At 70.4% G+C, this 22,027-nt stretch carries 21 protein-coding genes and 1 tRNA gene; 18 read left to right on the forward strand and 4 right to left on the reverse strand.

The window, feature by feature from the left end:
• The 4 genes from AC4BGE_RS16870 to AC4BGE_RS16885 all read left to right on the forward strand — a co-directional run.
• Positions 1-322, forward strand: a 322-nt coding sequence (locus AC4BGE_RS16870) for a hypothetical protein (protein WP_490576023.1), incomplete at its 5' end; no start/stop codon positions are given.
• Between the two features lie 155 nt (positions 323-477).
• A complete protein-coding gene (locus AC4BGE_RS16875) occupies positions 478-1,248 on the forward strand; it encodes an electron transfer flavoprotein subunit beta/FixA family protein (RefSeq protein ID WP_490572466.1) in 771 nt (256 codons plus the stop codon).
• Between the two features lie 14 nt (positions 1,249-1,262).
• Complete coding sequence (locus tag AC4BGE_RS16880; protein WP_490576024.1) at positions 1,263-2,216, forward strand: electron transfer flavoprotein subunit alpha/FixB family protein; 954 nt, start codon at positions 1,263-1,265, stop codon at positions 2,214-2,216.
• A gap of 138 nt (positions 2,217-2,354) precedes the next feature.
• Positions 2,355-5,255, forward strand: coding sequence for a DEAD/DEAH box helicase family protein (locus tag AC4BGE_RS16885; RefSeq protein ID WP_490576025.1), 2,901 nt, complete (start codon positions 2,355-2,357; stop codon positions 5,253-5,255).
• Here AC4BGE_RS16885 and AC4BGE_RS16890 read toward each other — a convergent pair.
• On the reverse strand, positions 5,224-5,772 hold the full coding sequence (locus tag AC4BGE_RS16890; protein ID WP_490576026.1) for a GDSL-type esterase/lipase family protein: 549 nt from the start codon (positions 5,770-5,772) through the stop codon (positions 5,224-5,226). The genes AC4BGE_RS16885 and AC4BGE_RS16890 overlap by 32 nt on opposite strands.
• Positions 5,769-7,280, reverse strand: coding sequence for a lysyl oxidase family protein (locus AC4BGE_RS16895; RefSeq protein ID WP_490576027.1), 1,512 nt, complete (start codon positions 7,278-7,280; stop codon positions 5,769-5,771). Before AC4BGE_RS16895 ends, AC4BGE_RS16890 begins: the two co-directional genes overlap by 4 nt.
• Before the next feature lie 90 nt (positions 7,281-7,370).
• On the opposite strand from AC4BGE_RS16895, the gene AC4BGE_RS16900 reads away from it, so the two are divergent.
• From AC4BGE_RS16900 to AC4BGE_RS16930, 7 genes are all read left to right on the forward strand, one after another.
• The gene (locus tag AC4BGE_RS16900; RefSeq protein WP_490576028.1) at positions 7,371-8,621 is read left to right on the forward strand and encodes a glutamate-5-semialdehyde dehydrogenase; all 1,251 of its coding nucleotides are present in this window, start codon (positions 7,371-7,373) and stop codon (positions 8,619-8,621) included.
• A gap of 35 nt (positions 8,622-8,656) precedes the next feature.
• Positions 8,657-8,806, forward strand: a complete 150-nt coding sequence (locus AC4BGE_RS16905; protein WP_490572460.1) for a hypothetical protein — start codon at positions 8,657-8,659, stop codon at positions 8,804-8,806.
• Positions 8,803-9,444 (forward strand): nicotinate-nucleotide adenylyltransferase, encoded by a 642-nt coding sequence (nadD, locus tag AC4BGE_RS16910; protein ID WP_490572469.1) that lies wholly within the window; start codon positions 8,803-8,805, stop codon positions 9,442-9,444. Before AC4BGE_RS16905 ends, nadD begins: the two co-directional genes overlap by 4 nt.
• On the forward strand, positions 9,441-9,899 hold the full coding sequence (gene rsfS / locus AC4BGE_RS16915) for a ribosome silencing factor (protein WP_490576029.1): 459 nt from the start codon (positions 9,441-9,443) through the stop codon (positions 9,897-9,899). The genes nadD and rsfS overlap by 4 nt, the downstream gene beginning before the upstream one ends.
• A complete protein-coding gene (locus AC4BGE_RS16920; protein WP_490572458.1) occupies positions 9,892-10,518 on the forward strand; it encodes a histidine phosphatase family protein in 627 nt (208 codons plus the stop codon). Before rsfS ends, AC4BGE_RS16920 begins: the two co-directional genes overlap by 8 nt.
• 71 nt (positions 10,519-10,589) lie before the next feature.
• Positions 10,590-10,662: transfer RNA gene (locus AC4BGE_RS16925), tRNA-Ala, on the forward strand.
• A gap of 250 nt (positions 10,663-10,912) precedes the next feature.
• Positions 10,913-11,128, forward strand: a complete 216-nt coding sequence (locus AC4BGE_RS16930; RefSeq protein ID WP_490576101.1) for a helix-turn-helix transcriptional regulator — start codon at positions 10,913-10,915, stop codon at positions 11,126-11,128.
• A gap of 493 nt (positions 11,129-11,621) precedes the next feature.
• Here AC4BGE_RS16930 and AC4BGE_RS16935 read toward each other — a convergent pair whose 3' ends face one another.
• Positions 11,622-13,307 (reverse strand): AMP-binding protein, encoded by a 1,686-nt coding sequence (locus tag AC4BGE_RS16935; protein WP_490576030.1) that lies wholly within the window; start codon positions 13,305-13,307, stop codon positions 11,622-11,624.
• A 142-nt stretch (positions 13,308-13,449) separates the two neighbouring features.
• On the opposite strand from AC4BGE_RS16935, the gene AC4BGE_RS16940 reads away from it, so the two are divergent.
• Positions 13,450-13,791, forward strand: coding sequence for a carboxymuconolactone decarboxylase family protein (locus tag AC4BGE_RS16940; protein WP_490576031.1), 342 nt, complete (start codon positions 13,450-13,452; stop codon positions 13,789-13,791).
• Positions 13,792-13,871: 80 nt separating this feature from the next.
• Positions 13,872-15,257, forward strand: coding sequence for an FAD-dependent oxidoreductase (locus AC4BGE_RS16945; RefSeq protein WP_490576032.1), 1,386 nt, complete (start codon positions 13,872-13,874; stop codon positions 15,255-15,257).
• A gap of 146 nt (positions 15,258-15,403) precedes the next feature.
• On the opposite strand, the gene AC4BGE_RS16950 is transcribed toward AC4BGE_RS16945, so the two are convergent.
• A complete protein-coding gene (locus AC4BGE_RS16950; RefSeq protein ID WP_490576033.1) occupies positions 15,404-16,939 on the reverse strand; it encodes a 3-hydroxyacyl-CoA dehydrogenase NAD-binding domain-containing protein in 1,536 nt (511 codons plus the stop codon).
• A gap of 167 nt (positions 16,940-17,106) precedes the next feature.
• On the opposite strand from AC4BGE_RS16950, the gene AC4BGE_RS16955 reads away from it, so the two are divergent.
• The 5 genes from AC4BGE_RS16955 to AC4BGE_RS16975 all read left to right on the forward strand — a co-directional run bounded on the left by AC4BGE_RS16955 (position 17,107) and on the right by AC4BGE_RS16975 (position 22,004).
• The gene (locus AC4BGE_RS16955) at positions 17,107-17,886 is read left to right on the forward strand and encodes an enoyl-CoA hydratase-related protein (protein ID WP_490576034.1); all 780 of its coding nucleotides are present in this window, start codon (positions 17,107-17,109) and stop codon (positions 17,884-17,886) included.
• A 74-nt stretch (positions 17,887-17,960) separates the two neighbouring features.
• A complete protein-coding gene (locus AC4BGE_RS16960; RefSeq protein ID WP_490576035.1) occupies positions 17,961-18,854 on the forward strand; it encodes an acyl-CoA dehydrogenase family protein in 894 nt (297 codons plus the stop codon).
• Entirely contained in the window at positions 18,851-20,056 is a 1,206-nt protein-coding gene (locus tag AC4BGE_RS16965; RefSeq protein WP_490576036.1) for a CaiB/BaiF CoA transferase family protein, read from the forward strand. The genes AC4BGE_RS16960 and AC4BGE_RS16965 overlap by 4 nt, the downstream gene beginning before the upstream one ends.
• Positions 20,044-20,808 carry an enoyl-CoA hydratase/isomerase family protein gene (locus AC4BGE_RS16970; RefSeq protein ID WP_490576037.1) on the forward strand — a complete coding sequence of 255 codons (765 nt, stop codon included), beginning with the start codon at positions 20,044-20,046 and terminating at the stop codon, positions 20,806-20,808. The genes AC4BGE_RS16965 and AC4BGE_RS16970 overlap by 13 nt, the downstream gene beginning before the upstream one ends.
• 11 nt (positions 20,809-20,819) lie before the next feature.
• Positions 20,820-22,004, forward strand: a complete 1,185-nt coding sequence (locus tag AC4BGE_RS16975; protein ID WP_490576038.1) for an acyl-CoA dehydrogenase family protein — start codon at positions 20,820-20,822, stop codon at positions 22,002-22,004.
• Positions 22,005-22,027: the final 23 nt, after the last annotated feature.

Here is a 22,027-nt window from a genome sequence, read left to right on the forward strand (position 1 = left end):
CAACGCCGAGGGCTACAAGGCCAGCAGCGGCACGGGCACCTACCAGGGCTCCGTGACCCCGACGCCGACCCCGACCCCCACGCCGACGCCGACCCCGACGCCGACCCCGACCCCGACGCCGACACCGACGCCGACTCCGACGCCGACCCCCACCCCCACGCCGACGCCGACCCCCACCCCGACCCCGTCGGTGACGCCCACGCCGACCCCGACGCCGACCCCGTCGGTGACCCCGTCGCCCACCCCCAACCCGGGTGGCGACTGGTTCACCCAGCTGCTCAACGCCCTGAAGAAGCTGGCCTGCCGCATCTTCAGGTGCTGATCAGCTGACACCCGTGACACCGCCTCACCGGGCGGTGTGAGAGACCCCACCGTGGACCGAGTTCCACGGTGGGGTCTCGCGGTTGTAACCTCGCGATCACATTCGAGTGCACAGGAGGGGCCTTCGGGCCACACACCATGAACATTGTTGTCTGTGTGAAGTACGTCCCCGACGCAACTGCAGATCGCCAGTTCGAGTCCGACCAGACCGTCGACCGCGTAGGTGTCGACGGCCTGCTGTCCGAGCTCGACGAGTACGCCGTGGAGCAAGCCCTCCAGATCAAGGAGAAGGCAGGCGACGGCGTGGAGGTGACCGCGCTCTGCGTGGGCCCGGAGAAGGCGGTCGACGCGGTCCGCAAGGCCCTGCAGATGGGCGCCGACAAGGGCGTGCACGTGGTCGACGACGCGATCGCCGGCTCCGACGCCATCGCCACCTCGTTGGTTCTCGCCAAGGCCGTGGAGAAGATCGGCCCCGCCGACCTCGTCATGTGCGGCATGGCCTCGACCGACGGCGCCATGAGCGTCGTCCCGGCGATGCTCGCCGAGCGGCTCAACCTGCCTCAGGTGACCCAGGCCTCCGTCGTGGAGACCCAGGGCGACCAGGTCCGGATCAAGCGCGACGGCGACGCCGCCACGGAGGTCATCGGTGCCACCATGCCGCTGGTCCTCTCGGTGACCGACCAGTCCGGGGAGGCTCGCTACCCGTCGTTCAAGGGCATCATGGCGGCCAAGAAGAAGCCGCTGGAGACCCTCTCGCTCAGCGACCTCGGCGTCGACGCCGGCGAGGTCGGCCTTTCGGTGGCCTGGTCGGCCGTCGAGGAGACCACTGCCCGCCCGCCGCGCACCGCCGGCGAGATCGTCAAGGACGAGGACGGGACCGGCGCCAAGGCGCTGACCGACTTCCTCGCCTCGAAGAAGTTCATCTGAGGAGCGTGTGAGCCATGTCTGAAGTTCTCGTTGTCGTCGACCATGTCGACGGTGCGGTCAAGAAGCCGACCTACGAGCTGCTCACCATCGCCGCGCGCCTTGGTGAGCCCTCCGCGGTCTTCATCGGTGGAGCCGACAAGGGTGCCGAGGTCGCCGAGGCCGTCAAGAAGTACGGTGCCGAGAAGGTCTACGTCGTCGACGACGCGCAGATCAAGGGCTACCTGGTGGCGCCCAAGGCCGAGGCGCTCCAGCAGCTGGTGGAGAAGACCTCTCCGGTCGCGGTGCTGATCCCCTCCTCCGTCGAGGGCAAGGAGGTGGCGGCACGACTGGCGATCAAGACCCAGTCCGGGCTGATCACCGACGCCGTCGACGTCCAGGAGGGTCCGGTGACCACGCAGTCGGTCTTCGCCGGCAACTACACGGTCACCGCCAAGGTCACCAAGGGCACGCCCATCATCACCGTCAAGCCCAACTCCGCGGCCCCGGAGGAGAAGGCCGGCGCCGGCGCCGTCGAGGAGTTCTCGGCGACGATCTCCGACGCAGCGAAGACCGCCCAGATCGTGGCTTCGCAGCCCCGTCAGGCGTCGGGTCGTCCTGAGCTGACCGAGGCCGCGATCGTGGTCTCGGGCGGCCGTGGCACCGGTGGCAACTTCGAGCCGGTGGAGAACTTCGCCGACGCGCTCGGTGCCGCGGTCGGTGCCTCGCGTGCCGCCGTCGACTCGGGCTGGAAGCCGCACACCTTCCAGGTCGGTCAGACCGGCAAGACGGTCTCCCCGCAGCTCTACGTGGCCGCGGGCATCTCCGGTGCGATCCAGCACCGGGCCGGCATGCAGACCTCCAAGACCATCGTGGCGGTCAACAAGGACGAGGAGGCGCCCCTCTTCGAGCTGGTCGACTTCGGCGTCGTCGGCGACCTGCACACGGTCCTGCCGGCCGCGACCGAGCAGATCAACGCCCGCAAGGGCTGATCGACCGCACGCGTCCACGACGCCCCGTCACCTCCGGGTGACGGGGCGTCGTGCCGTTCCGGGGTCGCCGACCGGCGCCCCGACCCGTGCCCCGACCCGTGCCCCGGCCTCGGTGACGGGGCGGTTAGCGTGTCGGCCATGACGGTCCCGCCGCCGCTGCGCACCCACCAGCGGAAGGCACTGGAAGCCCTCGAGCAGGCGTGGTCGCTGGGACGACGCCGTGCCTGGGTGGTGCTGCCACCCGGAGCGGGCAAGACGAGGGTCGGGCTGGAGACCGCGACCCGGCACCTCGCCGCGGGAGACGTGAGCCACGTGGTGGTGCTCAGCCCCAACACCGCCATCCAGGATCAGTGGGTGCGAGCGGCACGCTCGCACGATCTCGAGGCAGGGACGGACCGCGAGCTCCCCGGTCGGCTCACCTCGCTGACCTACCAGTCCCTGGCGGTCTTCGACCCCGACGCGGAGGTCGGTGACGACCCGGAGCAGCCGGACGACCCCGGGCCCCGGACGCCCGGCTCACGCGCCGCGCCGGGCCCCTTGCTCGACCGTCTCCATCCCCGCGGCCGTGAGCTGGTCGGGAGGCTGGCCGGCCAGGACGGTCTGCTGCTGGTCCTGGACGAGTGCCACCACCTCGTCGAGGTGTGGGGGCGTCTGCTGGCAGAGCTCCTCGAGCTGCTCCCGGGAGCGCGGGTGCTGGGTCTGACCGCGACGCCCCCCGAGGCGCTGCGGGGCGACCAGGCCGAGCTCGTCGACGAGCTCTTCGGCTCCACCGTCTTCGCGGCCGGCGTGCCGTCGGTGGTGCGGGAGGGCGATCTCGCACCCTTCGCCGAGCTGGCCTGGCTCACGACCCCCACCGAGCACGAGGAGCAGTGGCTCGCGGAGGAGGCCGTCCGCTTCGCGGAGCTGACCACGCGGCTGACCGACCCTACGTTCGGTTCCGTCTCCTTCCTGACCTGGATGGACCTGCGCGCCGTCGTCCCCGTCCCCGAGGTGATGTCGTGGGCGGCCCTGGCCAAGGGGGAGCCGGGGTTCGCGCGCGCCGCCCTGCGCCTCCACCACGCCGGTCTCCTCGCCCGGCCCGCCGGCGCCCGGCTGCTCGAGGAGCACCGGCGACCCCCGAGCGTGGAGGACTGGATGCTCCTCCTCCAGGACTGGCTGCTCAAGCAGGTCGTCCCCAGCCCGGACCCCCGCGACCGTGAGGCGGCCGAGGTGGTGCGGTCGGCACTCCCGGCCGTCGGGCACGTGTGGACCCGGAACGGGATCCGGCGTGGGCGCTCGGGCGTGGACCGGGTCCTGGCCCGGTCCGAGGCGAAGACCCGCGCAGCGGTGGAGATCGTGGCGACGGAGTCGGCGGAGCTCGGGGAGCGGCTGCGGATGCTGGTGCTCTGCGACCACGAGCGGGCGGCGGCGACGCTGCCCAGCGGGCTGCACGGGGTGATCGCCCAGCAGTCGGGCTCGGCGGTCGCCACCCTGGCCGCCCTGGCCGGGGACGGGGCGACGCGCCTGCTCGCCCCGGTGCTGGTCACCGGCTCGACGGTCGCGGCCGCCCCCGAGACGGTGGAGGCGCTGCGCGACCACGTGGCGCGGACCGAGCCGGAGCTCGCCCGGCGGCTCGTCCTCGAGCCGCTCGAGGAGACCGATCTCTGTGCGCTGGTCGGAGGCTGGAGCGCCCGACGCTGGGTCCGGCACGTCACGACGTTCTTCGAGGAGGGGCACTGCCAGGTGCTGGTCGGCACCCGCGGCCTGCTGGGGGAGGGGTGGGACGCGCGGCGGGTGACCGGGCTGGTCGACCTCACCACCGCCACCACGCTGACCGCCGTGGTGCAGACGAGGGGCCGCGCCCTGCGCACGGACCCGGCGTGGCCCGAGAAGGTGGCGGTCAACTGGTCGGTGGTGTGCGTCTCGGAGGCGCACCCCAAGGGCGACAACGACTGGGCCCGGCTGGTCCGCAAGCACCAGGGCTTCCACGGGGTCGACGAGGACGGCGACGTGGTCGACGGGGTCGCGCACCTGGACTCGTCCTTCTCGGCCTTCGCCCCGCCGCCCGTCGCGCAGTTCGCCGACGTCAACGCCCGGATGCGGCGGCGCAGCGGCCGGCGCCCGGAGATCGCGGCGCGCTGGCAGGTCGGGACGCCGTACCAGGACCGGGTGGTCCCGACGCTGCGGGTGGTGTCCGGGTTCGACCGGGCAGGGTCGGGCCGACCCGTCGCCCCGGTCCCCGCCGGGGACGCCGTGGTGCGGCTGCCCCGACCTGACCCGGCGCGAGTCGTGCCGACGGCCGAGGGCGTCGTCCTCCGCTCGTCGTCGGCGTCCCCGGGCCCGCGATCGGGTGGGCTGCTCGCGCTCGGTGGGATCGGACTGGTCAGCGGGGTCGGCGGCGGCCTGGTCGCCACCGGCGAGGGCGCTCTCGGTGCGGCCGGGGTCTTCGCCGCGGTCGGCCTGGGAGGAGCGGGGGCGCTGGCCGAGGTGGGCCGCGGTCGCAGTCGCGACCTCAACCGTCGGGCCCGCGAGCAGCTCACGCTCGCCTACGGCGTCCCCTCGGTGCACCGGGTGGCGTGCGTCGTGGCCGAGGCCCTGCAGGGGGTCGGTGCGGTCCGCAGCGGCTCCGCGGAGGTGGTCGTGGAGGCGCATCCCGGGGGCGAGCACCGGTGCCGGCTCTCGGGGGCCACCACCGAGGAGGCGGCGCTCTTCGCCGAGGCGCTGGACGAGGCGCTGGGACCCATGGGGACGCCCCGCTACGTGCTGGCGCGGTACGTCGGACGGACCCCCGAGAACCCCCTCGGACCCGTCCTCACCGCGCGGGGGGCGCAGCGTCGCCTGGGGCGGCTCCGTCCCGAGGGGGTCGTCTGGCACAGCGTCCCCACGGTGCTGGGCACCCATGCCGAGCGCGCCCGGCAGTTCGCCCGGGCCTGGGACCACTGGATCGGTGGCGACCGGCTCGTCTACACGGGCTCGCCGGAGGGGGCGGGGGTGCTGGCAGCCCAGCACGGGAGCGACCCCTTCGCGGTCACGACCGTCGTGCGCCGCCACTGGACGTGAGCCCGGCGGCCGTCGCCACCTCGGGCAGGAGCACCTCGTAGGCGGCGGGCGTCAGGTGAACGCCGTCGTCGAGGAAGGCCCGCGGTCCCAGCGGCCGCAGCAGGGAAGCGGAGTCGACCACCGTGCCACCGGCGCCGAGCACGACCTCGGCGAACGTCGCGCGGTAGGTCTCGACTCCAGCGTTGGTGCGGTCCGCAGCACGACGCAGCCGGGCCTCGTCCACTCCGGGGGGTGCCAGCAGGACGACGGGTCGCACCAGCGCGCGCACCACCGCGGCCAGCGCCGCCGCGCCGTCCGCGACCGGAACCCGCTTCCACGGCGCCGCGTCGTTGGTGCCGACCGAGATCACCACCGCACCGCACCCGGCCACGTCGACGCCCTCGACCTGGGCCGGGAGGTCGGAGGTGAAGGCGCCGCCGCGGGCCCGGTTGAGCACGTCGGCGCCGAGTGCGGGGACCCTGCTGCCCAGTCGTGCGAGGTGGCTGTCGCCGAGGAGCAGGATCCGGGCCGGACTCACCCCACCACGTCCTCGCGGACCAACCCGACCGGAGGGACCTTCACCGTGCGGGCCCCCGGGCGCCCGCCGAGGTGGATGCGTCTCATGCTCACATTGTTGCCGGTGTCGTGCTCGACCAGCCGGCCTGACGGGTTCGCCTCCACCGCGATCCAGTACCACCCGTTCGGCAGGCCCTCGATCTTGAAGGCCTGCCCGGCGCGGTACTGCATGTAAGTGTCCCCGGACCCGGCCGCGAGCACCTCGCGGACGGCCAGCGAGCCGGGGGTGCCGCACGCGGTGCTGAGGTCGGTGCCCTCCGGCTGCCAGTCGGCGCCGGGGACGGTGTAGTCGATCGCGTCGGTGTTGGCCAGGCAGAAGGAGACCTTGCCGGAGGTGGCGACCGGCGACCGGTCGGCCCGCAGCAGGCGGTAGCGGGCGAAGTCCTGGAAGTGCCAGTGCTGGTGGTTGGCCCGGTGGAACTTCATCTCGCCCACCACCTGGTGGCCGACCTGGTTGCCCTCGGTGTCGAAGAAGTACTGGTAGGCGTCCATCACGTCCTGCTGGCCCCGCCGGAAGCCGTCGACGACCAGGGGCGAGTCGCCGGCGTTCCAGACCGTGGCGGAGAACCGCAGGTGCGTGCTCCTGCCGTTGAGCTCGATCCCGGAGGCCGGGAGGGAGCGCAGGTCGGGGCGGGGCCCCGCCGCGCTGCCCGCCGCCTCGGTGGCGGGCCTGGTCGGCGCCGGGAGCGGCACCCCCCGGGACGCCGTGCGCTGTCCGCCCGCCTGCGCGTCGTGCTCGTGCTGGTGCTCCCCGCCGCGCCTCACCTTCAGGGTGGTGGTCAGCCGGCGCGAGGCCGACGGCAGGCCGAACGCGTCGGCCCAGCGCCGGTTGACCCGGATGGCCACGTCGTACCGGCCCGGTGCCAGGCGCACGGCCCGGGTGTCCCAGGTCAACGGCGCCGCCCACCCGGCCTGGACGCCCTGCACCGAGCCCACCGTGAACGGGTTCCACGGACAGCCCAGGGGGTAGGGCGACGTGGCCGGGGCCTCGGGGTGGGCCCGCTCGCCCCCGTTGTTGAGGCACGCGTCCACCCGACGGGTCTCCACCAGGCGTCCCCGGCGGTCGCGGTACTCGACCCGGAGGAAGTTGGAGAGGCCCTGGAAGTCCCGCTGCAGGCCCGCGGGCACCGTGCCGCTCAGCGGGCCCGCCGTCCAGGTGCCGGAGATCGGCTCGTCCCAGCCGCGGCGGTGCGTGCGCACCTCCAGGGGCGAGGAGCCGGCGACGGCGCGGACGCCGAGGTCGGCCCAGACACGGTCGCGGGGCCCTTCGGTGGTGGCCTCCACGAGGCGGGGCGCCCACAGCGTGAAGGGCGCCGCCTCGTCGGCCGCGGCGGCGCCCGCGGGGTGCTGCTCGGCGCTCGCGCCCCCTGCCTCCACGGCCACCAGGCCCGTGCCGAGCACCGCCGTCACTGCCGCGGCCACCGCCCCGGCCACCGCCGCGCCGGTCCTGCCTCGTCGCGTCGTCGACATGTCCGTCCCCCTGGTTGCCGTCGTCCTGCGGTGGCGCCGTCCTGCAAGACCGGCATCCGCCATCATGGCGGTCGATCTAGGGTGGGCGCCATGAGCGACACCCACGAGTTCCAGCAGGTCGCCCTCCGCGCCCGGGTCGCCAGCCACGACCTGGCGCTGGCCACCCGCGAGGTCAAGGACCGGGCGCTGCACGCCATGGCCGACGCATTGGAGGAGCGCTCCGCCGAGCTGCTCGCCGCCAACGGGACCGACGTGGACCGCGCCCGGGAGAACGGCACCCCGGAGAACATCATCGACCGCCTGCGCCTCGACCGGGACCGTCTGGGGGCGATGGCCCAGGGGCTGCGTGACGTCGCCGGTCTGCCGGACCCGGTCGGCGAGGTGGTGCGGGGCTCCACGCTGGCCAACGGGCTCGAGCTGCGCCAGGTGCGCGTCCCCTTCGGCGTCGTGGCGATGATCTACGAGGCGCGGCCCAACGTCACGGCCGACGCGGCGGGGATCTGCCTCAAGTCCGGCAACGCGGTGCTGCTGCGCGGCTCCTCGAGCGCCAGGTCCTCCAACGCCGCGGTGGTCGCGGTGCTGCGCGACGCCGTCGCGAGCGCCGGCCTGCCCGCGGACGTCGTCCAGCTGGTGCCGGGGGAGAGCCACGAGAGCGTCAAGGTGCTGATGCGGGCCCGGGGACTGGTCGACGTGCTGATCCCCCGAGGAGGGGCCGGCCTGATCCGGTCGGTGGTGGAGGAGTCGACGGTGCCGGTGATCGAGACGGGCACCGGCAACTGCCACGTCTACGTCGACCGCGCCGCCGACCTGGACCGTGCGCTGGCGATCGTGCTCAACTCCAAGACGCACCGGACCAGTGTCTGCAACGCCGCCGAGTCGCTGCTGGTCCACGAGGACGTCTCCGGGGTCTTCCTGCCGCGCGTGGTGGAGGCCCTGCAGGCCGCAGGGGTCACCATCCACGGCGACGAGGCGTTCGCCGACTTCGACGGTGTGCAGGCCGCCACCGACGAGGACCACGGGGCGGAGTACCTCTCCCTGGACATCTCGGCCCGGGTGGTGGGGTCGCTCGACGAGGCGGTGGAGCACATCCGCCGCTTCTCCACCGGGCACAGCGACGCGATCGTCACCGACGACATCGACGCCGCCCGGAGCTTCGTGGCGCGGGTCGACTCGGCTGCGGTCCTGGTCAACGCCTCGACCCGCTTCACCGACGGCGGCGAGTTCGGCTTCGGGGCCGAGATCGGCATCAGCACCCAGAAGCTGCACGCCCGCGGGCCCATGGGCCTGCCGGAGATGACTTCCACCAAGTACGTCGTCACCGGGGCCGGGCACGTCCGCTGACGGGTGCCCCGAAGGGTGCCGCTAGGATCGACGACATGGCGCACAACGACCTTCTCCTCGCGGCGGCCGAGTCCCACACCTGGGCCGGCGTCAACCCCTGGGCCGTGGGTGTCATCACCCTGGTCGTCTTCCTCGCCCTGCTGGGCGCTCTCATCGCCTTCGGCGCGGGACGCGAGCACAGCTGAGCGTGCGTGGCCCACGCCGGGTCGGGGTGATGGGCGGGACCTTCGACCCCATCCACCACGGCCACCTCGTGGCCGCCTCCGAGGTGCAGGCGTGGTACGACCTGGACGAGGTGGTCTTCGTGCCCACCGGCGATCCGTGGCAGAAGTCCGAGCGAGCCGTCTCGCCGGCCGAGCACCGCTACCTGATGACCGTCATCGCGACGGCCTCCAACCCACGCTTCCGCGTCTCCCGGGTCGACATCGACCGCTCCGGCCCGACCTACACCATCGACACCCTGCGCGACCTGCGCGTCGAGCTGCCGGACGCCGAGCTCTTCTTCATCACCGGCGCCGACGCCCTCGCCGACATCTTCACCTGGCGTGACGCCGAGGAGCTCTTCGAGCTCGCCAGCTTCGTGGGCTGCACCCGGCCGGGCTACGAGATGGACGCCAAGACCCTTTCCGCGATCCCGGCCGACCGCGTGGAGATGGTCGAGATCCCGGCCCTGGCGATCTCCTCCACCGACTGCCGCCGGCGGACGCGGCGCGGTGAGCCCGTCTGGTACCTCGTCCCCGACGGGGTCGTGCAGTACATCGCCAAGCACCACCTCTACCTCGACACACCCATCCCGCTCCACCAGCACCAGGAGACCTCGTGACCGCCACCGACCATGCGCTCGAGCTGACTCGCACCGCAGCCGCTGCGGCCTCGGAGAAGCTCGCCACCCAGATCATCGCCTTCGACGTCAGCGAGCAGCTGGCGATCACCGACGTCTTCCTGATCGCCTCGGCCCGCAACGACCGGCAGGTCCGCGCGGTCGTCGACGAGGTGGAGGACAAGCTCCGCGAGATCGGCGCCAAGCCCATCCGTCGCGAGGGCGAGCGCGACGGGCGCTGGGTGCTGCTCGACTACGGCGACCTCGTCGTCCACGTCCAGCACGAGGAGGAGCGGCAGTTCTACGCCCTCGAGCGGCTGTGGCGCGACTGTCCCGCGATCGACCTCGGCGACCTCGGTGCCTCAGCCGCGCAGGTGCCGGACGCCGACGCGGCCGTGGAGACCGGTGGGACCCGCGTGACCGGTGACGGCGACGCGGACGACCACGAGGATGCCTGAGCCGCGCACGCTGCTGCTGCTCCGGCACGGACGCACGGCCTACAACGCCGAGAAGCGGATCCAGGGTCAGCACGACGTGCCGCTGGACCGGGTCGGCGAGCGGCAGGCCGACCAGGTCGCCGACCTGCTGGCCGGTCTCGGGCCGCACTTCGTACGCTCCTCCGACCTCGTCCGGGCGAGGGCCACCGCCGAGGTGGTGGCCGCGGCGGCAGGCCTTCCGGTGACCACCGACCCGAGGCTGCGCGAGTTCGACCTGGGGGAGCGGAGCGGCTGGTCCCACGAGGAGTACCGCGCCGCCCACCCCGAGGAGTTCGCCCGGTTCAGGGCCGGTGAGTACGACGCGGCTCCCGGCGCGGAGACGCTCGGAGCGCTGCTGGCACGTACTCTGCCCGCCCTCGACGAGGCGGTCGCCGCGCTGCCCGACGGGGGCCTGGGCATCGTGGTCTCCCACGGCGCTGCGCTCCGGGTCACGGTCGCGCAGTGGGTGGGGCTGCCGCCGGGCGCCGGGCTTCTCTTCGGCGCCCTCGGCAACTGCCACTGGGCCCTGGTCCAGGAGTCGACCGACCCCGAGACCGCGGCGCCGGTGCGGCGTCTGGTGGCCTGGAACCGTCACGCGTGACCCCCGATTCGCATCCCGGCGGGCCATTGGCTAACATTCTGCGAGTTGCCACCGCTCGCGGTGGAAACGATGGGGCTGTGGCGCAGCTGGTAGCGCATCTGCATGGCATGCAGAGGGTCAGGGGTTCGAGTCCCCTCAGCTCCACCGAAGTAGCAGGTCAGAGGCCATGACGGCGTCCTAGCAATAGGGGCCGACATGGCCATTGGCCATTTAGTGGCCACTTTGATGTCGGCCATCGAGTCACGGCGCCGCCTTCTCGGCTCGGCTCGAACGCCCTCGGGGCGGTTGGCCCCCTCTGTGTCACGACCACTCAACTCCTCTCTGGACTGATCAAGACCGCAGCAGCGGCGCCCACAGCGACGGCCACAGGGGCGCAGCCGGGATGCCTCTACCCATGGTTTTGTTCGAACCGGTCCCCTCCCTCGCCGAGCTCGCCGCGTACCTGGACGTGCCTGTGCAGACCCTCTATGACCTACGGACCAAAGGGGGCGGCCCACGTGGGTTCCGAGTCGGCCGGTGCCTCCACTTCCGCAAGACCGAGATCGAGGTCTGGCTGACCGGGATCGAGGAGGCCGACGACCGCCGGAAGCCTGACGGGGGCCACCGATGAGCGGCCCGCCGCGCACCGCGATCGGGACCTTCGGGGAGATCCACTCCAAGCAACTGTCGTCCGGCGATCGTCTTACGTCGGTGCGGTACCAGGCCTCGACCAGGTACCGGGACGCACACGGTCGGCTACGCCGGGTCACCGCCGCCGGGAACAGCGCCCGGGCGGCCACGGCCCTGCTCAAGATCAAGCTCGTCCGCGCCCGGGCTTCGGGCACGGAGGGGTGCTCGCGCTGGCTAGCCCCTTCGCCGACCTCGCTGAGTTGTGGCTGGCCGACCTGGAGATCCGCGGAGGCGGGGCTCCTTAGGTCTGTGCCTGTGGACAGACCGGCGCCAACTCGAGGCCGCGGAACCGAATGAGCACCTTCAGGCCAGGGAGAATGGGCAGGGCGGCGTCGATCTCGCGCCGAGCGCCGTTGACACTCAAGTGCTGGCCGACGACCTCGATATCCAGTGTGAGTGCGCCGCCGTGGTCATACCGAGCGCAGGCGGGTCGCTCAGGCACCGCTATGAGGAGCGCTATCTTGCTGCTGGCTCATCATGCTCCGCAGTTCAACCTTTCTGATCTTCCCGCTCATGGTCTTGGGAAGGTCGTCGAGCACCAGCACGCGCTCGGGAAAGTAGCGTTTCGCCAGGCCCATGTCGGTGAGGAACGTGCTCAAGGACTTCAGGTCGAGCGGGTCCCCGGGATGGCATCGGACGACGGCGCATGCCCTCTCGCCCAACCGGTCATCCGGGAAGGCGACGACGGCGACCTCGATGACCGACGGATGCTGGAAGACCAGGCTCTCCACTGTGCTGACAGGTATGTTCTCACCACCACGGATGATGATGTCCTTTGTGCGTCCCGTGATGGTGATCGCCCCCGCTTGATTACGGGCGGCGGTGTCCCCGGTTGCGAACCAGCCGCTGCCGTCGAACTGACTCCTGGTGGCTTCCTCCTGTCCGAAGTATCCGACGAACAGCCCGCTGCCTCGCAGCCACAAGGCTCCCTCAGTGTTGTCCGGGCACTCGTGCCCATCGACCTGACGGATGCTCACCTCGCTGCTCGCCAGTGGTAGGCCGTCGGTCTCGCGGTTTACGTCTCCGAGGCCAGGTCGCCCGGAGACGGCGATACCAAACTCCGTCATTCCCCAGGCCGGGATCACCGAGCACCCGAGGGTCTCCTCCGCTTTCCGCATGAGTGGACGGGGGATCGGTGCACCCGCGACGACGACCAGCTCGAGATTGCTTCCGCTCTCCTCGTTGAGCCCGGCGCGACCCAGCAAGTCGATAAGGAACGTCGGGGAGCCCACCATGCACGTGATTGCGGCGCTCTCAATGATCTGCGCTCCGGTCGTTGGACTCCATTTCTCCAGAAAGACCGCGGTACCACTGAGGTGGACCGTCAGCAGCGCTCCCCACATGAATCCGGTGGAATGGCCAACGGGCGACATGACCAGGTTGCGCAGGGGCCGTCCGAACGCCTCGTGTCCCACGTGCTCTGCCCAGCCCCGCACAACGACGTCCAGAGTTGCGTGCAGGTTCATGACCGCCTTGGGGCCACTTGTGGTGCCGGAGGTGAAGGCGAGCTGAGCGATCGTGAAGGGATCGACCGGCACCGGCACAAAGTCCTCGACCGGTCGCAGCATGGTCTCCAGACTCGGAGCGTCGCCGGAGCCTCCCACGATGATGACGTCCAGGTTCTGCAGTACCCGGTCGGGAATGGCGGTCGCCACAACGTCCCGCTCACCCTCCGACTGCGACACCAGGATGGTCTTGCTCCCGGTCTGGCGAGTCATGAGCTCAACCTCGTGGGGGCCGTAGGTGATCGGGATCCCCGAATAGGTGGCTCCCGCCCGCAAGATGCCATAGACGATGGCGAGGAACTCTGCCGAGTTCGTCATCATGACCGTGACGACGTCACGGGGCTGGACGCCTCGAGCTTGGAGTCCCGCCGCCACCTGCCTGCTCATGATGTCGACCTCGGCGTAGGTCATTTCGCGAACCACTCGGCCGTGATGGTCGACGCTCACAGCCGCCAATCGATCGGGATGCTGCGCCGCGGCGTCATCGAGGAAGCGCACAAGCGAGGTGATCGACCACTCCCCGGATTCGAGTCGCGCGCGTGCTTCGTCGTCGTTCAGGACGCTCCCCGAAGGGAGGGTGAACGGCGCCGACGGCTGGGATCCGGCACGTGTCATGAGGTCACCTTCCACGGCAGATGGTCGGCTGAGCCTTGCTCCAACGAGACCACTGAGTCGATCAGTCACGCACTATCATTGACAGAGAGATATATGTCAGACAGTATGGTTCGGACATTCATTAGTCAATGGAGAGGCCCAGATGTACCCCATCAGCAAGCAGGCGGAATTCGTGACGAACCTGGACAAGCTCCGCGCCGTTGCGCCGGACGTGGCCACCGGATTTCGGGCGTTCAGGCAGGTCATTGAGGACTTCGGGCCGCTCGACACCAAGCAGCGTGAGCTCATCTTGATCACAGGATTCGCGGCGACTCGCAACGAGCCCGGGTTCCGGGTCCACGTGAACAGGGCCCATGCGGCGGGCGCGACCATCAAGGAGCTGGAGCAGGTGGTCCTCTTCCTGCTGGCGACGAGTCTCGGCCTGGTGCCCGTGGTCGAGGCTCTCGACTGGATTCACGACGAGCTGGGCTTCGAAGAGGCGTAGGACGCTTCGTCACCAGGTGTGAACATTTGGTGCGCCCGGGCAATCGTGCGGGCAGTGACGATTCGGTGGAAGGAACACGGATGGCAGGCGCACGGGTCGTAGTCGCGGGTGGCGGAATGGCAGGATTGTGCGCGGCGGTCGCCGCCAGCGCGAGTGGAGCGCACGTCACGCTGTTGGAGAAGTCACGCGTCCTCGGCGGTTCCATGCGGCTCTCGGGCTCACTGGTTTGGACCTACCAGGACGAGGAAACCGCTGAACGGCTCGTGCCGGAGGGGGATCCGACACTCCAGGCGCTGGTGGTCAACGGCCTGATGGACGCCCTTGACTGGTTGAAGGCTCAGGGTGTCGAGGTCGGCCGCGAGGTGTCGCCGCGAAGGAACAGCATGGGCCGCGAGATCACTCCGTCGCAGCTCATCTCGGCGCTCTCCACGGCATTGAAGTCTGCTGGGGGCCAGATCGAGCTCGAGTGCGGACTGGAGTCCCTCGTCCGCGACGAGGACACCGGAGCCGTCCGTGCGGTGAGGGTCGTCTCCGGTGAGCAGCAGAGTCATCGCCGCACCCTGGAGGTGGATGCTGTCATCCTCACCACCGGGGGTTTCCAGGGGAATGCTGAGCTGGTGCGTCGACTCCTCGGTGTCCGCCCCGAGGACGTCCAGCTGCGGTCCAACCGTTGGAGCACGGGCGATGGGCTGCTGGCCGCACAAAGCGTCGGCGCAGCCCTCACTCCGGCCCTGGGCACGTACTACGGTCACGCTCTGGCCGCGCCCCCCGCTGCCTTCCCTCCGGAGCACATGCGGGAGGCCAGCCAGTTCTACGGCAGCATGGGGATCGCGATCAACCGAGACGGCCAGCGCTTCGTCGACGAAGCCGGTGGCAGCGGTGAGGAGCACGTCAATGCCGCGCTGGGTCGGCAGCCAGGCGGCCGGGGCTTCTACGTGGTCGACGCGGCGCTTGCCGCCGCCATTGCCGGACCGGGCTTGAAGATCCAGGCCACGATCGACCGAGCGATCGCCTATGGCGCGCCCTACGCCAAGGGGGACACGCTCGAAGAGCTGTGCGACCGGTTGGGCGAGCTGGGCGTCTCCGGGGCAGGTGCACTCCAGACCCTGACGGACTACAACGAGACAATGGGCAGCGGGCGTCGGGGCGACCTCGTTCCGCCGCGTTCGGGCGACCCCTACACCTTGGCCGAGCCGCCGTTCCAGGCCGTTGGTGTCCAGTCGGGCCTCACGTTCACCATGGGCGGGATCGCCGTCGACGAGGACATGCGGGTGCTGGAGCGCTCTCGCAGCGCGTCCCTGCTCCATGGACCCATGAACGGGATGAACGACGTGCTCGGAGTGACGATTCCCGGGCTCTTCGCCGCGGGTGCGGACATCGGCGGTATCAACGCCGGCGGCTACATGGGTGGGCTCGCGCCAGCCGTGGTGACTGGCAAGATCGCTGGAGAGCAGGCCTCGGCCTAGATGCTCGTAAGACCCACGACCCCGCTGCGCATGCCGCAGCGGGGTCTTTGATCGTGGGTCCGAGGGGAGCTGGACGAACGAGTCGTCCCGCTAAAATGGACTGGACCCCGCTGCGCGGTCGCAGCGGGGCTCGTCGATCTGCAGTGCTAGCGATTGTTGCCGGGTGCCCCTGCTGCCGTGTGCCGCGGTTCCACCGAACCGTCGGCGCGGAGTCGTTGGCTGGCCCGGTAGCGGGTGTCCCCGTACTCGGCGTGCAGGGCGTCAAGGAGCTGCAGAACCACCGGGGTCGTCCACCGCTCCCCCCAGGCGAAGGGACCCATCGGGTAGTTGGTGCCGAGCTCCATGGCCGAGTCGATGTCCGGCTTCGTCGCGACCCCCAGATGGAAGGCGTCCCACGCCTCGTTGATGATCATGCTCACGACCCGCGCGACCAGGAGGCCGGGCACGTCCCGTATCGGGAACGCCCGTACCTGTGCCGCGTGCAGGAGCGCGACGGTCACCTCCAGCAGGTCCTGGTCGGTGGCGGTCAGCGCGAGGGCGTCCACCGTCTCGGGGTCCAGGCACCGGTCCAGGAGGGCGACCGGGCTGCCGAGGAGCCTCGACTCCTCCGCGGCGGTCCGCCCACGCGTCAGCAACACGAATCCGTGTCCCGGAACCTCTACCGAGGGAGCGCCGTCCGGGTCACCGGGCGTCGCCTTGATCCCCGCCCTCCGGAGCAGGACGCCGAGCTCGTGGCAGTGCCCGTGGAGCACCGGCGCCTTGGGAGCAGGCATGGTCGGCAACGCGCAGGCTGGCGCCTGGGGCGAGACGTCGTCGTCATAGCGGTGGAAGCCGCGACCTGACTTGCGACCGAGGCGTCCGGCGGCCACCAGCTCCCCCTGGATCCGCGACGGCGCGAAGCGGGGGTCGAAGTTGAAGGCCTCCCACACGGTCCTCGTGACGACGTTGTTCACCTCGACCCCGATGAGGTCCATCAGCTCGAAGGGCCCCATCGCGAACGAGCCGCTCGTCCTCATCACCTCGTCGATGATCTCGATGCTTGTCGCCTGCTCCTCGAGGAGGCGCAGTGCTTCACCGTAGAAGGGGCGGGCCACGCGGTTGACGATGAATCCCGGAGCCGAGTCGACGTGCGCTACGTGCTTCCCCCAGCTCTCGGCCAGGGCTGCGATGCGCTCCTCCACCTCCGGTGCGGTGTCCAGCCCTCGCACCACCTCGACCAGCTTCATGACCGGCACGGGGTTGAAGAAGTGCATCCCCACGACGCGGGAGGGGGCGGGGGTCCCCGCGGCGATCGCGGTGATCGACAGGGACGACGTGTTGGTGGCAAGGATGCAGGCCGATCCGTAGTGCTCGAAGGCCTCGGTGAAGACCTGCTGCTTGATGGCGAGGCTCTCCAGGACGGCCTCGATGACGACGGTGCCGGGGGTCGCGGGCGTGCCGGCGATGGAGGTCGCCGTGATGAGGCGGCTGTCGAGGGTCTCGGCCACGCGGGGGTGTCGGCGCGCCAGTCGCTTCCGTATGTCGGTGGCAGCGGCCTCCAGCTGCGCCGGGGCGGGGTCGACGAGGCTCACCTGATGCCCGGCCTGGAGTGCCACCTGGGCTATGCCGCGGCCCATGGTGCCGGCGCCGATCACACACACGTGGTCACCTTGCGCGGAAGGGGCGGTCGGGAACTCGGCCATCGGGTGCTCCTTGGGTGCAGATGAGACCTTGACTTGTTAACAGTATGACAATGTACACTCTGGGAAGTAACAGACCAAGAGCCGTCTACGGCCCGCCGTCACCCCGAGCTGCGGGGTGGTGGCTGCCTCGCGGAGCCGGCCGGAGCCAGTTGAGATGGAGCATCGCCATGGACTACGAAGACATCCGGTTCACCGTCGACGACGGAGTCGCCGTCCTGACGATCAACAGGCCTGAGAACGCGAACAAGCTCCGGTTCCAGACCGCCCTCGAGCTGGCCGACGCGCTGCGCAGGGTCAGGGTCGATCCCGCGCTCGACGTCGCGATCCTCACTGGCGAGGGGGACAAGTTCTTCTGCATCGGGGGAGAGCACGAGGAGCTGGAGTCCACGGACTACTCGAGCGTGATGCCCGTGATCGACCTGTACGAGCTCATCGACACCATGCCCAAGCCGGTGATCGCCGCGGTGAACGGGTTCGCCGTGGGTGGAGGCAACGTTCTCCAGGTCACGTGCGACCTGACGATCGCCGCGCCGCACGCGGTCTTCCGTCAGGTCGGACCCATGGTCGGGAGCTTCGACGCGGGGTACGGCACGTGGTACCTGGAGGAGACGGTGGGCCGCAAGCGTGCCAAGGAGATGTGGTACCTCAACAAGAAGTACTCCGCTCACCAGGCCCTCGCGATGGGCCTCGTCAACGAGGTGGTCGAGGAGGGTGCAGACGTCCTGACCCGCGCCAAGGAGGTCGCGCAGGAGCTGCGCCTGCGGGGTCCCTTCGCCCTGTCCGCGCTCAAGACCGCGTTCGCCGGCAAGCACACCGGCGTGGCGGGGCAGGCGAGGATGGCTCACGACCTCCTGCTCACGGCGTACCGGGGCAGCCAGGAAGCAGAGGAGATGTCTTCCTCCTTCGAGGAACGTCGGAGTCCTGATCGCGGGAAGTTCAACCGATGAGTGGATCTGAGCTGACGGAGTTCCTCGGCTCCGTCTCACGTCTGATGAGCGCCCACGCCTCGCCAGGACAGCCCGTGGGTGACACCGCGTCGAGCGCCGCGCTCAAGCGTGCGCTGGCGGCCGCCGACATCACCGGGCTCGCCTCGGCAACGGTCGACATGGACGACTCGAGTCGCTGGCTCTGCGAGGTGACGCGCGTGGTCGCCCGGTTCTCGCCATCCGTGGCGTTCGCCCTGGCCGGGCAGTACACCGCCCATCGTGCGCTGCAGTCGAGCGGCGCGGAGCCGCCCGAGCATGCGACGGCAGGACTCACGACCGGCGCCTCGGCGGGGACCGTCCCGTTCCTCCTCGAGCCGACCCAGGTGGTGCTCGTGGCTGCGACCGGAGAAGCCTGCCTCACCGTCGCTCAGGACGGCTGGGCAGAGGACGACTCCGTCGGACGCACCGGTCTGGGCGACGCGCTGGTCCGGGATCTGCTGCTCAGCAGCACCGCTGTGGATCTGGGGGCACCGGTCGCCGCAGCCGCGTTGCGGGACTGGTGCCTGCTGACCTCCTCGACCGCGCTGGGCATCGCCGAGGCGGCACGATCCGCCGCCGACGCGTACGCCTCGGAGCGCCGGCAGTTCGGGTCCAGCCTGGTCGAGTTCTCCGGGCTGCGGGCGATGCTGGTCGAGATGGACCTGCGAATCTCGTCGGTCCGGGCGCTGCTGGACCACGCGCTGGACGAGGGGAGCACACCGGGCAGCCATCTCCCACTTGTCGCGGCGGCCAGCACGGCCGCGGTCGACAGCTGCATCGATGCGGTGCAGGTGCACGGCGGCTACGGCTACATCGACGAGTACCCGATCGCCGGCCTGGTGCGCGATGCGATCAGCGTACGAGCGCGGAGCCTTCCGCGAAGGGGCGCGGTCGAGGCCATCGGACGGGAACGTTTCGGCGCTACCACTGGACAGAAGGCGGCCTCATGATCAAGGCGACAGGACCTCTCGACGGCGTCAAGGTGGTCGACATCTCGTCCTCCTACTCGGCCCCGACCACGTCGATGTTCCTCAGCGACATGGGAGCGGAGGTCATCAAGATCGAGCCGCTCTGGGGCGACGACGCCCGGTTCTGGGGGCCGCCCTTCCTCAACGGCGAGGCTGCCTGGTTCCTCTCGGTGAGCCGGAACAAGAAGAGCCTGTGCCTGGACATCCGGAAGCCGGAGGGTCAGGAGCTGCTGTTCCGGCTCCTGGAGTCAGCCGACGTGTTCATCGAGAACCTCAACCCCGCGAAGCTCGAGAAGCATGGTCTCGGACTCGAGAAGCTGGCTGAGCGGTTCCCCAAGCTCGTCATCTGCGCGGTGTCCGGCTTCGGCCTGACAGGTCCGGACGCAGACCTGCCGGGATACGACCTCATCGCGCAGGCGCGCTCGGGCCTCATGAGCGTCACCGGGATCGACGGCGTCCCGCAACGGGTCAGCACCGCGCTCTCCGACGTTGCCGCGGGAACTGTCGCTGCGTTCGCCGTCGCGTCGGCTCTCGTGCGGCAGCAGATGACCGGGAGGGGTGAGGTCATCGACATCGCCCTGATGGACGCCGACCTGTCCTTCATGTCGCCTCGGATCGCGAGCTTTCTGGCCGGGGACCCCGAACCGTCACCGTGTGCCGGGACGGACTCGGTCGTCGCCATCTACCAGAAGTTCGAGACCGCCGACCGCCCGATCGTGGTCGCCGTCGGGAACGACCGCCACTGGGAGCGGGCCTGCCGTGTCCTCGGCCTGGAGAACCTGCTCGAGCAGCAGGACCTGGCGAGCAACGCCGGGCGCAGGGCCCGCCGCACCGAGGTCGTGGCTGAGTTCCAGCGGGTCTTCCGCACCTTGTCCGCCGACGAGGCGTTGAAGTCACTCCAGGGCGCCGGCATCCCGTGCTCGAAGATCAACTCGCTGTCGGAGGTCGTCACGGATCCCCAGGTGATCGACCGTGAGGTCATCACCACCCAGCACCACCCGGTGGCGGGGGAGTTCCAAGGGACCACCCACCCGTGGCGGCTGGCCTCCCAGGACTTCCGGCCCGCCCCGGCCGCGCCCGCGCCGCTCAAGGGTCAGCACGGGCGCGAGATCCTGGTGGGCTTGGGTCTGACGGAGACCGAGATCGACGAACTGAACCAGGCTGGTGTGACATGGATGAACTGATCGGGACGACGGATGCGCACGGGGTCCGCTACCTCACCCTGAACCGCCCGGACCAGCTCAACGCGTTGAACAGTGCGGTCCTGGAGCAGCTGACCCGTGAGGTCCTGGACGCGCCCTCGAGCGGCGCGAGGGCCGTGGTGATCCTCGGCGCCGGCGAGCGCGCCTTCTGTGCCGGTGCGGACCTCGGTGAGATCCACGGCCTCGACTCGGACCAGGCGCACACGTTCATCCGGCGGGGGCAGGCGGCGATGAACGCCATCGACGGCTCGTCGATCCCCGTCCTCGCGGCGGTCGACGGGTTCGCTCTCGGGGGCGGCTTCGAGCTGATGCTCGCCTGCCACCTGGTCGTGGCTTCGGACCGCAGCAGCTTCGGCCTGCCCGAGGCCAAGATCGGGTGCATCCCAGGATTCGGTGGCACTCAGCGCCTGTTGCGGAACGCGGGCCGCGCGGCTGCCTTCCATCTCCTCCTCTCGGGGGAGCGGGTCGACGCCCAGCGTGCGTGGGAGATCGGGGTCCTCTCAGTGCCTCCGCAGCCCGCGGACGAGCTGACCGACTTCGTGGAGGGACTGGCCCGGAAGATCGCTGCCGGAAGTCTCACCGCCAACACCAACATCCTCGAGGCGACCCGGCGAGCCGTGCGTCCTGCTGCGCTCGAGCACGAGGCCGCGCTCGCCGCGCTCGCCATCGCCTCCGCGGACGGCCAGGAGGGCATTGCCGCCTTCGCCGACCGCCGCTCCCCGCGCTTCAAATAAGGAGACCGACCATGCCCACTCTCTCCACAGGGCCGCAGACTCCGCCGGAGCTCGCTCGGCAGCTGGCGCTGCTCGACGCCGTGATCAGGGACTCCGTAGAGCCGGGAGCAGTGCACGTCGATCGCTTTTCCGAGTTCCCCCGGAGCAGCATCGAGGCGTTGGCCAAGGCGGACCTCGGCGGCCTGCTGATGCCGCGCGAGCTGGGCGGACTTCAGGCGCCGACAGAGCTGTACGCCGAGGCGGTGGCACGGATCACGGCTGCCTGCGGGTCCACCTCCACGGTCTACATGACGCAGATGCACTGCGCTCATCCGATCCGTCTGCAGGGTCGGGAGGACCAGCAGCGGCGCTGGATCCCCGCCCTGTGCTCGGCGGATGCCGTCGGCGCGATCGCGCTGACGGAACCTGAGGCGGGCTCCGACGTGGCCTCGATGAGGACCACAGCCCGGTTGGACGGGGACTCCTACGTCATCAACGGCAGCAAGATCTTCATCTCCAACGGCGACGTGGCCGACGTGATCGTGCTCTTTGCGACGGTGGATCCCGGGCGCGGCAAGGACGGCATCACCGCGTTCCTGGTGGAGACGGCGGGCCTGCAGCGCTTCGAGGCCGGACGGCCGATGAAGAAGCTGGGGCAGAAGGGCGCCTCCACCGTGGCGCTCACCTTCGAGGACTGCCGAGTTCCCGCGACGGCACGCCTCGGGGACGAGGGCGCCGGATATCCGCTGCTTCTCCAGTCGGTGCTGGTCTCCCGGATCAGTGCGGCAGCCCAGGGTGTCGGCTTCGCGGCAGGGGCCTTCGACGCCACGGTGGCGCACTTCGTCTCCGACGGCCTGCTGCAGTCGAGGAACCGCGCTGCCCAGGACCTCCAGTTCGCGCTGGCGTCCCTGCGAGCTGAGATCCAGGCCGGTCGAGCGATGCTGCTCGAGGCCGCCCGGGTCGTGGACACGGGCATCGGGGACCCGACGCCGGTGGTCTCGATGGCCAAGATGCACTGCACGACGCTGGGCGTGCGGGTCGCAGCACGATGTCTCGAGCTGCTCGGACCGGATGCGGATCGCACGGACCTCGGGGTCGAGCGACGGTTGCGCGACGCCAAGATCACCGAGATCTACGACGGCACGAACCAGGTCCAGAGCATGCTCGTGGCCCGTGAGGTGCGCAAGGACGCCGCTGCCGCGCCTGTCCGGGATTGACAAAAGGATAGTTGTCAGACATA

This window comes from Nocardioides sp. Z50_6 (genome assembly GCF_058215755.1).